Genomic DNA, 13,174 nt, shown 5'->3' with positions numbered 1-13,174 from the left:
GGACACCTTATCGTTACCCAATGATCTCCTATCCAATGCGTGGAGAGTCAACCGGTTGCGTGCCGCGCGGTAGCCAGACAGAGCCACCAATCATCGAGGACAGACCACCGTGGTTGTGTACCGCATCAGAGCGGATAACCAGGTAGACGTGAATGATGGCGAAGAGCCAAATCAGGTACATGATGATTGTGTGAATCAGGCGGAAGTAGCCGATGCCAATCCAGTGCGTGGGCATAGCCAACAGCTGGAAGAACCAGTTGGACTGGTCCATCATCGCGTATAGCGACAAACCTGTGAGCATCTGGATGAAACACATCGCGTAAATGCCGGTGTACGCCAGCTGCTGCAGCGGATTGTGTGCGAAGTAGAACGGCCCTTCCTTGCGCAGGAAGAGGTAGTACTGCATCGTGTGCCAGAGGTCTTTAACATCCTGCTTGTTATAAATCGGCCATAGCGCACGCCATCGTGTTTGTCGGTCGTGGGTAACAAACAGCAGAATGACACGCCATAGCCCCACCGCGATCCATAGGAATCCGGCTAAGAAGTGCGCGAAACGGACATATCCCATCGCGAATCCCGCGGCCGAGCCGTCATAGGTGCGCTCAGTCAAATAGGGCTGCATGATGTACCAGCCAGTAAAGGTCATCACCAACATCAGCGCCAGGTTCAACCAATGTTGAACGCGCAGCGCCCATCCCCACAGGTGAACCTCGACCCACGAACCGGAGCCCTTCTTGTTCTCCGCAATGGCCTCGTCGAGTTTCCGCAGCCCCATTGCCACGAATCCTTCGAAGATGAACTCTCCGATGATATTTCCGTCTTTGTCAATGGGCGCAAGCGCGACGCCCATGCTGCGGTGCCCGCGACCATGATGCATGTTCGCGTTACGACGAAGTAGAACGCCTTCCTCACGGGACATCGTGGATGCCTCAACGACCGCATTCAATTCACCGCGCATGATGGCGACATCGACCGTTTGATCCGCAATGTTGAGGCCGTGCACCTTGGCAATGGAGTAACGGCGGTCAGGCGTCGCCGGGTCGTAGGAATCCGGGGTCAGTTTCATCAGTGGCGTGCCGTCGAGGTGGAAAAGATCGTCACGACGACGACGCAAGCTGACCTTTAGCGCAAGGTCGACAGGATCGCGGGAGTCGTCCGGGACAATTGCTGCGGCCTGAATGACCTCGGATGGCGACAACCAGTGGCTGGTGTGTGCGTCAATAACCGCAATAACCAGGGGGTTGCCCTTGGAATCTTTTAGTCGCAGTTCCGGATTTTCACTCACTGGGGGTGTCATGCCGTCGTCACCTTAAACATTTCCTGACCAGCCGGATCCAAAATGTGGACTGCGCAGGCCATACATGGATCGAAGGAATGAATCGTGCGAAGTGGTTCAAGCGGCTGCTCGGGATCAACCAGCGGATGTGTGCCATCGCCAGCCAGCGCGTGCTCGTATGGGCCAAGCTGCCCCTTCGAGTCACGGCCACCGGCCAGCCACGTGGTGGGAACCACGGCTTGGTAGTTGGTCACCTTGCCATTTTCAATTTTGACCCAGTGGCTGAGCATGCCACGAGCGACCTCGAGGAAGCCCACGCCCTGGCACTTTTCCGGCCACGTGGTCGGCTCCCAACGGCTGTTGTCGAAGACATCGATGTCGCCGTTCTTCAGGGCCTCAACGAACTCCGGGAAAATGTGATCTGCCAAGTAATTGGCGGTGGTCACAGACTCCACAGCACGTGCGTAGGTGCGTCCCGCAGTGGAGTTCATCTGCTCAATGCGCAGGTCGAGCTTATCCATGACCTCGTCGACCAGGCGCATTGTCTCCGGCTCCTTCTGCAGGTATGCCAACAGCACACGAGCAACCGGGCCAACTTGAACAGCGCGACCGTCGTAACGCGGCGCCTTCGACCAGGTGTACTTTTCATTGTCCGACAACCACTCGTACGGCGGCTTCGGGCCGGTGTAGTTCACAGTTGTTTCGCCGTCATACGGCTTGAGGCCGACATCATCGCCGGCTTCCTGCGTATACCAGGCGGAGTTGATGAATTCCTCGATCTTTTCCGGCTGGAATGGGTGGAGCTTGGTGTAGTCACCGTCGAGAATGACACCGGGCTTGATGTCTGGATGCACGGTCTGGACACGGGACTTAGCCGGGTCGCCGGAGTAAGTGGCGCCGGCCATGCCTACCGCCAGGAAGCTGTCGGAGGAGCGACCGATGTCGAAGTAGTCCTTGTAAACGCTCATGATGGCGACTGCATCTGGGTAGAAGCAGTCATTGACGAACTCCACAATCTCGTCGATCCAGGACTTGATCTGATCAATGCCGACTTGGTTGACCGTCTCAGAGCGTTCCGGGTCGATGGAGCACGCCATGCCTCCGACCAGGAAGTTCGGGTGTGGATTCTTACCGCCGAAGACGGTGTTAATGCGGATGATAGAGCGCTGGAAAGCCAAGGCGTCGAGGTAGTGCGACACTGCCATCAGGTTGGCCTCAGGCGGCAAGCGGTAGTCCTCATGTCCCCAGTAGCCGCCGGTGAAGATGGACAGCTGGCCGGAGTCCACAATGCCCTGCACGGTCTCCTTGACCCGGGCGAAGGTTTCTTCGTTGTTGCCCTTCCACGTCGAGCCGATCGACTGCGCGAACTCAACGGTCTTCTTCGGATCTGCCTCGAGAGCCTTCGTGACATCAATCCAGTCCAGACCGTGAAGATGGTAGAAGTGCACGACGTGGTCGTGAATCTCCTGCGAGCCAATCACCAGGTCGCGAATACGACGTGCCTGCGGGGGCGGTGTCGAGCCAATGGCATCTTCGACAGCGGCAATGGACGCCACCGAGTGAGTACCCGTGCACACACCACAGATACGACCAACGAATGCCCAGACATCGCGAGGATCGCGGTTTTTCACAATGGTTTCGATACCGCGGAACTGAGTAGTCTCACTCCACGCGGTTTTGATCTGGTCTCCCTCGCGTTCCAGCTCAATGCGAAGGTGTCCCTCGATTCGGGTAATCGGGTCGATTACAACTTTTTCCGTAGCCATGTCCTATGCCCCCTTAGTTGTCCTTCGAATCGGATGCTGTCTCGCTCTGCGTGCCTGGTGCGTTTGAAGGAAGGTCGACCATCGGTGGCTTCCGGCCTTCCACACCACCAAACGCAGCCAACACCTTTTCTTCGCCGTTGGAGCGCCTTATCTTCAGTTCCTTCACCAGTGTGAGTCCGCCATGGACCGCGGCACCTGCGGCAGTGGCAGCCAGCAGTCCAACGCCGACCGTGTTCACGCTGGACTCCACTCCAATACCCGGGATTCCCGGCAGCTTGTCGTAGAACGGAGTGAACTGGTCGAAGAAGTCCTTCTCAGTACAGCCAATACATGGGTGACCAGCACCAATTGGCCAACCGGACTTAAGGTTCCACTGCACGATTGGGCATGGGCTAAACGTGGATGGCCCCTTACAGCCGACCTCGTAAAGGCACCAGCCGTTTCGTGCGCCTTCGTCGTCGAAGGTTTTCACGAACTGACCGGCATCGTAATGCGCGCGACGCGGGCAGGAGTCGTGAATACGCTGGTCATAGGCAAACTTTGGCCGCCCCTCAGCGTCGACCTCCGGTGTCTTGCCATAAGTGAGTACGTACGTCAGGGTGGCCGTAATCACCTCACCAATCGGCGGACAACCAGAGACGTTAATCACCGGCTTGTCCTTGATAATCTCATCGACACCCTTGGCACCGGTCGGATTCGGCTTAGCAGCCTGGACAGAACCCCAGACTGCGCAGGCACCAACGGCCAGGATTGCCGTGGCCTTCTCAGCAGCCTCGAGCAGCACCTGTTCTGCCGACTTACCGCCAATGGTGCAGTACGCACCGTTCTCGCCGGTCGGAATCGAGCCATTGACCACCAGAATGTGATCCTCGGCATTCATGTCGTCCAAAGCCTTTTCAGCCGCATGCCCGGACGGTGCCATGAGCAGCTCGTTGTAGTCCATCGAAACCAGGTTCAGCACCACATCTTCAGCAGTGGTGCCTCCGGAACGCAATACGGATTCCATACATCCGGTACATTCCTGCAACTGCAGCCAAGCCACCTTCGGCTTCTTTACAGCCGAGAGCTTATCTGCGATTTCCTCCGCCGAGGGAGTCAGTGACTGCGCCGCAGCCTCACCGACATTCGGAGTTCCGGCGGCAAAAATTGCCGCCATAGTGCCACAAAACTTCATGAAACTGCGCCGTGAGACACCAGCTCTAGCGAGGTTTTCGCCGAGGGTCCCTTCCTGCCAATTCGCGCCACTAATCATTTTTTCGCTGCGCCTTCTGCTTAGTTATTAGGAATATTGGTTTCGAGGTTTTACAACTACCAAGGCCCATTGCCTATACATGGCCAAGTATAGCGACCTAAGAACAACCTGAATAATGGTGCTGCGCTGCGGTTATAACAAAATAATATGCAAGATAAATGTTGCGTAAATATAGCTCCAGGTACAGGTAGTGAACGTGAAAAACCGCCGCAGATTACAGCGGGATATCACCTATCCCCCACTAAGGTGGAGCGAAGCGAGGGGGGGTAACGGGGCCGTCGTCAAGCATGCTGTGACGCCCCCATTGCTTCACGACGGCCCCCGGCGCGCGCTTAATCAACCAGCGCAGGGTTGACCCAACGGAGCCATTCGTCGATGCCCTCCCCGGTCTTAGCGGAGACCTCAATCACCTTCACGCCTGGATTGACCTTTTCCAGGTTGGCGCGGAAGAGCTCCATGTCGAAGTCAAGGTACGGGGCAAGGTCCATCTTGTTGATAACCACCACCTGTACAGAGCGGAACATCACCGGGTACTTGACCGGCTTATCCTCCCCCTCGGTGATGGAGTAGACCATTGCCTTGCGAGTCTCACCGACCTCAAACTCAGCCGGACAGACAAGGTTTCCCACATTTTCAATCATGACCAGGTCAAGCGTGGACAGATCCAGCCCCTCGAGCGCGCGGGAGACCATCGGGGCGTCCAAGTGGCATTCACCACCGAATCCGTTGCCCGTGTTCAGCAGCGAAATCTGTGCCCCATAACCCTCCAGGCGGTCGGCATCGAGAGCCGTCTCAATATCGCCCTCGATAATGCCGACGCGCAGCTTTCCCTGCGCAGCCGCCAGTGTCTTCTCCAACAGCGCAGTCTTGCCTGAACCCGGGGAGCTCATCAGGTTGATGGCTTCCACGCCATGCTCAGCAAGCAGCTCGCGATTATGCTCCGCGCGGTGGTCGTTCTCGCTGAAGATGTCCTCGAGGATGGTCACGCGTTCCACGCCGGTTTCATAACCCGAGTGGTCGCCGTGGCTAGTGTCATCGGGATCGGCGAGATGAACGTGGTCATGGCCGTGATGGTGGTCATGGTCGTGGTCATGATGATGGTGGTGATGGTGGTGTGCGTCATCGCCGTCATGCCGGTGGAAACGTCCCATGATAAAACCGTCTTTCCTACTTGTGCGTGTCGACGTCGATGTCGACGATTGTGAACTCTTCCCCCGAGATTACGCGTCCCGGCTTTCCACACGTGGGGCACAGCAGGCCGTCGAGTGGCCCCACCTGTTCGCGATGCCCGTGCGCGCATTCGACAACCGCAGGTACCCAGTCAATATCCAATTTCGCGTCCCCCAAACCGGTATCGCGACTGACGAAATCCCACGCGTATGAAAGGGTTTCTGGCACAACCTGCCGTAGAGCGCCTATCCGCAGGTGCACAGTGCGTACAGTTCGACCTTCGGCTGCTCTCGTGACAACCTTCGCTAACTGCATGCTCAACGCTACTTCGTGCACAATCTCCAAACTAGCAGTGCGAACGGACCCGAGCCGCTTACGTAAAGTTGAATGCATGGAAAAGGCAGGCGCGACCGGGGCGGGGATGGGTACGAGCATTCAACGCATTCGCTGGCGTATCGAAGGTATCGTCCAGGGGGTCGGATTCCGCCCTTTTGTCGCCACCATCGCCCGGCGCGCGGGTCTCGTCGGCTTCTGTGGCAACGATGAGCAGGGCGTATTCATCGAGGTAGAAGGCACGTCGGACGCCCTCGCTGCCTTCCGCAGCCAGCTTTTCACCGAACTGCCGGCGCTTGCCCGCATCATCAATCACTCCGCCGAGCACATCGCGACACTGGGCCATGAGCGCGAGTTCACCATCGTGCCCTCTCGCCACAGCTACTCCGGCCGCGCACTGCTTCCGCCCGACACTGCACTGTGCCCGGACTGCCGCCGTGAGTTTTTCGACCCTACCAACCCGCGCTACCTCTACCCTTTCATCTCCTGCACCAACTGCGGACCGCGCCTGTCCATCATCACTGAACTGCCCTACGACCGCCCGCGCACCACTATGGCGGCCTTTCCGATGTGCACCCCGTGCGAGCGCGAGTACACCGACCCCACCGACCGCCGCTATCACGCTCAGCCAATCAGCTGCTTCGACTGTGGCCCGCGTCTGAGCTGGCACGATGCAGGCGGCACCACCACCGCCACCTCCCGCGAGGAGGTTCTCGCGCTCTTTCGTCGCGCACACGCACTGCTTGACGACGGCGCCCTGCTCGCCGTCAAAGGTATTGGTGGTTTTCACCTGGTCTGCGATGCCACCAATGACGCTGCCTGCGAGAAACTACGGATGCGCAAACGTCGACCCGACAAACCGTTGGCGGTAATGGCCCCCACTGTTGACACTGCTGCCCAACTGGTTGAGTTAACTGAGCAGGAGAAGCGTTTCCTCGACTCCCCTGAGGCACCGATTGTGATTGCACCGAAGCAGCGGTCGGGGCCGCTTTCCAATCTCATCGCACCGGGCCTCGACAGCTTCGGGATTATGCTTCCGTACTCAGGCATTCACCTGCTGCTTTGCGATCGCCCGCTCGTGGTCACCAGCGGCAACCTCAGTGGCGAGCCCGTCTGTACCGACAATGCCGACGCGCTGAAGAAGCTCGGTCACATCGCCGACGCTTTCATCCTCCACGACCGCGAAATCCACGTACCCGTTGAAGATTCGGTTTTCATCGGCACCGCCCCATCGCGCCGGTCCCGCGGCTTCGCTCCCGTCCCCGTTTCAATCACGCCCACCGATTCTCGTAGCCACACTGGCCCTGGCCCTGGCACTGGCCCTGGCCCTGGCACCAGCGCCCGGAGCACGTCCCAACCCACCATTTTCGCGACCGGCGGAGAGCTGAAGAACACTTTCGCTATCGCGCATGGGGACCTCGCTCACGTCTCTGCGCACATTGGCGACATGGGTTCGTGGGCCAGCCAGAAGGCCTACCAGAGAGCAGTTGACCAGCTCCTTTCCATGCGCGATGCGACCCCGAAAATTGTCGTCTGCGATCTTCATCCGGGCTACGCCACTACCACCTTCGCCGAACGCTTCGCCGCCGAGCACGACATCGAACTCCTCGCAGTTCAGCACCACTTCGCACACGCGCTCTCCCTACTCGCGGAGCACCGTCTCCTCTCCCCCAATGCGGGTCGCGCCGTCGTCGCCACCCTCGACGGCACCGGCTATGGCACCGATGGGTCCATCTGGGGCGGCGAGGTTCTCACGCTCAGTCGCAGTTCCGCAAACTGGGAACGCACCTGGCACTGCCCCACTTTCCCGTTGGTCGGTGGAGATCGCGCCGTCACGCACCCGTGGCGGCTCGCCCTCGGTCTCGCTCATGCTTGGGGGCTTGACGACGACCACCTCCTGCGCAATCTCTCCAACGAGCGCGAAGTAGCCCTGGTTAAAAGCCAGTTGGCGACGGGAGTTGGCACAGTGCAAACGTCTTCTCTCGGCCGCATATTCGATGCCGCCGCAGCTCTGCTGCTTCCTCGCTGGCGCGGTGGCGGGGCCATCAGCTACGAGGCGCAAGCGGCCATGGAGTTGGAGGCAGCGGCGACTCGCTACGTGAGGTCACATGCGGAAGCGCTTGAAGCGGTCAGTTCAGAGACCAAGCCAGTGCCCTTCCAGGACGCCATTCGGGAGGCGGTAGCATCGCCTGACGTTGAGCAGGCCGCATTTGTATTTCACGGTGGGGTCGCGGGTGTCGTCGCCAAGCGATTGGTGCAGGCTGCGGAGGAAGCCGGCACCGATGTTGTCGGCATCAGCGGGGGTTGCGCGAATAATGCGCTGTTGATGGAGCTGCTGCGGCGCGAAGTTGCAGCTGAGGGCATTACTCTGTTGCAGCATCAAATTGTGCCGCCGGGCGATGGCGGATTGAGTCTTGGTCAGGCGGTGGCCGGCCGCCTGCTGGCGGCAACGGGCATGGATGTCTAGCAGATGCGCGGCAGCGGGTCGCCGACCAACATGTCCACCATGCGGGTGCCACCGAATCCGGTGACCAGTACCACGGAAGCGGCGGGCTCGTCCTCGATGGAGCCGATATCACAAGCCTCGGAAGCCCCGGCTGCGTGGAGTGCACTGAGCGCTGCCTCGGATTGCTCGGCGGGGACAACGGCGACGAAGGTACCTTCATTGGCGACGTAGAGCGGATCGATGCCAAGCATGTCACAGGCGCCACGGGTCATGTCACGGACTGCAATGGATTCGTCGTCAAGCACGACACCAAGACCGGTGCCGCGGGCGAGCTCGTTGGCGACCGTGCCGAGGCCGCCGCGGGTGGCATCGCGCATCCAGCGAGTGCCGGGTGCAGCTTCAAGTAGCGCTTCGACCAGACCGTTGACAGCGCGGGTATCGGACTCAATAGGCGCGGCCAGAGCCAAGTCGCCGCGGGCGAGCATGACGGCCATGCCGTGATCGGCGATTGGACCGGAGACGAGGATGCGGTCTCCGGCCTCGATGTTTGCGTAGACAGATCCTGCCGTAGCGGCACCGGCGTAGTCGCCGCGGACCACGCCCACCCCGGCCGTGGTGATGTAGACCTGGTCACCTGCGCCCTTCGGCACAACCTTGGTGTCGCCGGCGACGATGCTCACCCCTGCGGCATCGGCAGCGACGCGCATACTCGCCACAATGCGGCGCAGAGTCGCAATCTCCAGCCCCTCTTCCAGAATGAACGATGCGGTCAGCGCCAGGGGCCTGGCTCCAGCTACCGCCAGATCGTTAATCGTGCCGTTGACGGCCAAATCCCCGATGTCGCCGCCCGGGAACTCGATGGGATTGACCACATAGGAGTCGGTGGACATTGCCAACCGCGCCCCACCATGTGCAGAAGCTGCCGCAGCCTCGACGACGGCATCGGCAGCGAACAGCCCGGAGTCGCCACCCTGCCCTAAAATTTCATTGCCATAGGCGTCGAAAAAGACCTGTTCAACCAGAGCTGCGGAGGCCTTTCCACCGGAGCCGTGTTGCAAGGTGACATAATCGTCGAGAAGCCTGAACGGACGTGCCCGAACGCGACCAATATTGGTGTTTACCTTGGCTTCGTTGGTGTTCAGACGATTCTTCGGCTGCATGCTCACTATCCCTAACTTCACAGCTGGTGGCGGACAAAACTGCTTGCGTCACTCGTCCTTCGAAAACGAGGTTCGCTGCCTCTGATGGTAGTCTCGATAAGTATTGCAAACGAGGAGAAGCGTATGTGTCTTGGTGTCCCTGCCGTCATCACAGAAGTCCACGATGCTGCCCGTGCAACAGTGGAAATTGGTGGCGTCGCACGCATGATTTCCACCGATTTACTTGTTGACGAGAACCTCACCGCCGGTGACTGGGTTCTCGTACATGTCGGTTTCGCCATGAGCAAGATCGACGAGGAAGAAGCCAGACTTTCGCTCCAGCAAATCAAACAGCTAGGCGGCGACACTTACGAGGATGAGCTGGAATCCTTCTCATCGTCACAGATCAACTGAGGGGCTGGACGGCACCATGAAATACGTTGACGAATTCCGCGATCCCGCCGCTGCGAAGAAGCTGCTCGCACGCATTGAACGCGAGGCCACCAAGCTGGAGAAGCCCATCGCGCTGATGGAAGTCTGTGGCGGGCACACGCACACCATTTACCGCTACGGCTTGGAAAACCTCCTACCCGAAAACATCGAGCTGATCCACGGACCCGGCTGCCCCGTCTGCGTCATCCCCATGGGTCGCGTCGACGATGCCATTTGGCTGGCACAGCAGGAAGACGTCATTTTCACGACCTTCGGCGACATGATGCGCGTGCCGGGGTCCGAAACGTCGCTGATGCAGGCACGTGCGCGCGGCGCCGATGTGCGCTTTGTCTACTCGCCTCTCGACGCGCTGAAGATCGCCACCGATAACCCCGATAAGCAGGTCGTTTTCTTCGCCGTTGGGTTTGAGACAACCGCCCCGTCGACTGCCGTGACCATTGAGGCCGCGCGCCGGCAGGGAGTGGAAAACTTCTCCGTATTTTCCAACCACGTACTCATCGAGCCGCCACTGCGCGCCATCGTCAACGGCGGCGAAACCAAGGTCGATGGTTTCATCGGCCCAGGTCACGTGGCTACAACCACCGGCACGGACGCCTTTGAGTTCCTGCCGCGCGAGTTTAATCTGCCAGTGGCGGTCACCGGTTTTGAGCCATTGGATGTGCTCCAGGCCGTCGTCATGCTGCTGGATCAATTCGTCAGCGGCGACGTTGCTGCCGGTAAGTCGCGGGTGGACAACCAGTACGCGCGCGTCGTTCGCTCCTCCGGCAACACCACCGCGCAGAAACTTATGGACCGCGTCTTTTCCCTCCGCGACACCTTCGAGTGGCGTGGCCTCGGCTGGATTGAAAACTCCGGCCTCGGCATCTCTGAGGAATACGCGGCATTCGACGCCGAGCGCCGTTTCCAGGTGCCGGGGCGCCGTATCCCAGATCCCGTGACCTGCGAATGCGGCTCTGTGCTCACCGGCCACATCAAGCCCTGGCAGTGCGCGGTCTTCGGCACCGCCTGCACCCCGGCGACCCCCATCGGCACCTGCATGGTCTCCCCCGAAGGCGCTTGTGCGGCGTACTACAACTTCGGCCGCATCGATCGGAAGGTCACCGAGAACCTGGCGAAATCCCGCCGCTAGTTACTCCGTAATTCCCGCACGCGCGAGCGCTGCCACCGCCTGCTTTACGACGGGCGCGTCAATCATCTCGCCATCGAGCTGAAAGGCGCCAGTGTGCGTACCTGCGTGATCGACAATCTTCCGGGCGCGGGCGAGCGTTGCTTCCGACGGCTTATATGCCTTGCGCACCGGCGGCACCATCGCCGGGTGGATGCAGGCCGTAGCCAGGAAACCACAGCCCACGGCATCGAGAGCCTCTAGGTACTGGCCGCGCTCATTGCGAAAGTCAGTATGAACGGCATCAATGGCGGCAATACCCGCCGCAGCTGCATGCACCTGAACGAGTGCACGAGCCAATCGCTGCGGATCGCGGTAGTGGCGACGAGGGTTTTCATCCACACTCTGGCGCGAGGACACGCCACCGAGTTCGGCGGTCAGGTCTTCGGCGCCCCAGAACAGACCCACAACGTCCGGGTGCATGGCAATCTGCTGGATATTAATCATGGCCTGCGGGGTTTCAATCATCGCGATGATCTTCAACCCTTCGAGCTCTGCGGGGATGGAGTCTCGAATCTTGGGCACCATGACGATGTCGTAGTCACATGCACGGGCAAAGGCGACATCCTCCGCGAAGGTCGGAGTCCCGGGACCGGTGATCCGAAGAATAGTCGTCTCCGGGTCGAGCGGATTGTTGATGATGTTCGCACGTGCCTGCTCGTGATTGTCAACGGCAGCGCCGTCTTCCAGGTCAATGATGACCATGTCCGATCGTTCAGCAGCTTTCTGGAAACGTTCCGGACGGTCAGCCGGGGCGAAGAGTAGCGCCGGGCCAGAGGGAAGCCAAGGGAAGGTCTGTTCACCATCGAGGGAGCTAAAGCCTGTCATAGCTCCTAACCTAATTGAAAACTCGAATCACCTTCGCGCAGGGGCTCCCCCAGGAGACAACAAAACCCGCGTTGTGGCATCCATAGAGTGGAAACCACAACGCGGGCTTGCTGAGTTTTCAGCCTTTGGCGATTAGTCGCGGTACAGCAGCAGCGCATCGCCCTGACCGCCGCCACCGCACAGGGACACACCAGCGCGACCCGAACCGCGACGGTTCAGCTCCATCGCAGCGGTCAGAGTCAGGCGGGCACCAGAGCAGCCAATCGGATGGCCGAGGGCAATCGCGCCACCGTGGATGTTGGTCTTCTCCAGCGGGTAGTCCAGCTCACGCAGGGACTTGACGGCCACCGCACCAAATGCCTCGTTGATCTCGATGAAGTCGAGCTCCTGCGCGTCCCACTCAGCGCGACGCAGGGCCTCCTTCAAAGAGTCCGCAGGCTGAGCGTGCAGGGAGTTATCCGGACCTGCGGTCTGGCCAGCCTTGCCCACAACTGCGAGGTAGTCCAGGCCGTGCTTTTCTGCGTAAGCACGCGATGCCAGCACAACTGCTGCGGCACCGTCGGAAATCGGCGAGGAGTTACCGGCAGTGATGGTGCCGTTTTCCTTCAGGAAGACCGGGCGCAGCTTAGCCAGGGTCTCCACCGTGGTCTCCGGGCGAATGCCCTGGTCGGTGTCGACAACTACCGGGTCACCCTTGCGCTGCGGAATCTCGATTGGAGCGATTTCCTGCGCGAAAACACCGTCTTCCTGCGCCTTAGCCGCACGCTGGTGAGAAGCGGCCGCAACCTCGTCCTGCTGCTCGCGGCTAATGCCGAGGTCGCTGTTCGGACCGTCGGTAAGCGTACCCATGGACACACCATCGAAGGAGTCGACCAGACCGTCGCGCTCCAAGGTGTCCTCCAGCTTCAGCGCACCGAAGGACTGGCCCTGACGAACACCGCGTGCAACGTGCGGAGCGTGCGTCATGGACTCCTGACCGCCTGCAACGACGACGTCTGCATCACCGAGACGAATCAAGCGAGCGGCGTGAATGACAGCGTTTAGGCCCGAGAGGCAGACCTTGTTAACGATCTCAGCGGTCGTATTCCATGGCAGACCTGCTTTAATGGCGACCTGTCGAGCCGGGTTCTGGCCAGCACCTGCGAGAATCACCTGGCCCAGAACGACGTGCTGAACCTCTTCCGGGGCAACGCCGGAACGCTGGACAGCGTGCTTGACAGCATGTGCGCCGAGTTCGACGGAAGTAAGCGGTGCCAGCTGGCCGAGCAGCTTGCCCTGCGGGGTGCGGGCACCGGCGAGGATAACGACATCATTCGGGCTGGGAGCTGGAAGGTTACTCATGGATG

At 60.0% G+C, this 13,174-nt stretch carries 11 protein-coding genes; 3 read left to right on the top strand and 8 right to left on the bottom strand.

The window, feature by feature from the left end:
* Positions 1-28: 28 nt before the first annotated feature.
* The 5 genes from cybH to HMPREF2681_RS01245 form a co-directional block, all read right to left on the bottom strand.
* Positions 29-1,297, bottom strand: coding sequence for a Ni/Fe-hydrogenase, b-type cytochrome subunit (gene cybH / locus HMPREF2681_RS01265; protein WP_016422187.1), 1,269 nt, complete (start codon positions 1,295-1,297; stop codon positions 29-31).
* On the bottom strand, positions 1,294-3,042 hold the full coding sequence (locus tag HMPREF2681_RS01260; protein ID WP_049193295.1) for a nickel-dependent hydrogenase large subunit: 1,749 nt from the start codon (positions 3,040-3,042) through the stop codon (positions 1,294-1,296). Before HMPREF2681_RS01260 ends, cybH begins: the two co-directional genes overlap by 4 nt.
* A 13-nt stretch (positions 3,043-3,055) precedes the next feature.
* The gene (locus tag HMPREF2681_RS01255) at positions 3,056-4,294 is read right to left on the bottom strand and encodes a hydrogenase small subunit (protein WP_016422185.1); all 1,239 of its coding nucleotides are present in this window, start codon (positions 4,292-4,294) and stop codon (positions 3,056-3,058) included.
* A 332-nt stretch (positions 4,295-4,626) separates the two neighbouring features.
* On the bottom strand, positions 4,627-5,445 hold the full coding sequence (gene hypB, locus HMPREF2681_RS01250) for a hydrogenase nickel incorporation protein HypB (RefSeq protein ID WP_049193294.1): 819 nt from the start codon (positions 5,443-5,445) through the stop codon (positions 4,627-4,629).
* A gap of 16 nt (positions 5,446-5,461) precedes the next feature.
* Complete coding sequence (locus tag HMPREF2681_RS01245; protein ID WP_081636710.1) at positions 5,462-5,779, bottom strand: hydrogenase maturation nickel metallochaperone HypA; 318 nt, start codon at positions 5,777-5,779, stop codon at positions 5,462-5,464.
* Positions 5,780-5,855: 76 nt separating this feature from the next.
* On the opposite strand from HMPREF2681_RS01245, the gene HMPREF2681_RS01240 reads away from it, so the two are divergent.
* Positions 5,856-8,264, top strand: a complete 2,409-nt coding sequence (locus tag HMPREF2681_RS01240) for a carbamoyltransferase HypF (protein WP_083301571.1) — start codon at positions 5,856-5,858, stop codon at positions 8,262-8,264.
* On the opposite strand, the gene hypE is transcribed toward HMPREF2681_RS01240, so the two are convergent.
* Complete coding sequence (hypE, locus tag HMPREF2681_RS01235; RefSeq protein ID WP_049193292.1) at positions 8,261-9,403, bottom strand: hydrogenase expression/formation protein HypE; 1,143 nt, start codon at positions 9,401-9,403, stop codon at positions 8,261-8,263. The two genes, HMPREF2681_RS01240 and hypE, sit on opposite strands and share 4 nt — an antisense overlap.
* A 123-nt stretch (positions 9,404-9,526) precedes the next feature.
* Here hypE and HMPREF2681_RS01230 point away from each other — a divergent pair, with 123 nt between their 5' ends.
* Both HMPREF2681_RS01230 and hypD read left to right on the top strand, forming a co-directional pair.
* On the top strand, positions 9,527-9,796 hold the full coding sequence (locus tag HMPREF2681_RS01230) for a HypC/HybG/HupF family hydrogenase formation chaperone (protein WP_049172773.1): 270 nt from the start codon (positions 9,527-9,529) through the stop codon (positions 9,794-9,796).
* 16 nt (positions 9,797-9,812) lie between these two features.
* On the top strand, positions 9,813-10,964 hold the full coding sequence (gene hypD / locus HMPREF2681_RS01225) for a hydrogenase formation protein HypD (protein ID WP_049193290.1): 1,152 nt from the start codon (positions 9,813-9,815) through the stop codon (positions 10,962-10,964).
* On the opposite strand, the gene HMPREF2681_RS01220 is transcribed toward hypD, so the two are convergent.
* Together HMPREF2681_RS01220 and HMPREF2681_RS01215 are read right to left on the bottom strand one after the other, a co-directional pair.
* A complete protein-coding gene (locus tag HMPREF2681_RS01220) occupies positions 10,965-11,828 on the bottom strand; it encodes an HpcH/HpaI aldolase/citrate lyase family protein (RefSeq protein WP_070545736.1) in 864 nt (287 codons plus the stop codon).
* Between the two features lie 132 nt (positions 11,829-11,960).
* Positions 11,961-13,169: an acetyl-CoA C-acetyltransferase gene (locus HMPREF2681_RS01215; RefSeq protein ID WP_070545733.1), complete on the bottom strand. Its 1,209-nt coding sequence runs from the start codon at positions 13,167-13,169 to the stop codon at positions 11,961-11,963.
* Positions 13,170-13,174: the final 5 nt, after the last annotated feature.

Source organism: Corynebacterium sp. HMSC064H12, from assembly GCF_001809925.1.
GTDB classification, from domain to species: Bacteria; Actinomycetota; Actinomycetes; order Mycobacteriales; family Mycobacteriaceae; genus Corynebacterium; species Corynebacterium jeikeium_D.
This window is presented reverse-complemented; position numbering and strand designations above follow the sequence as displayed.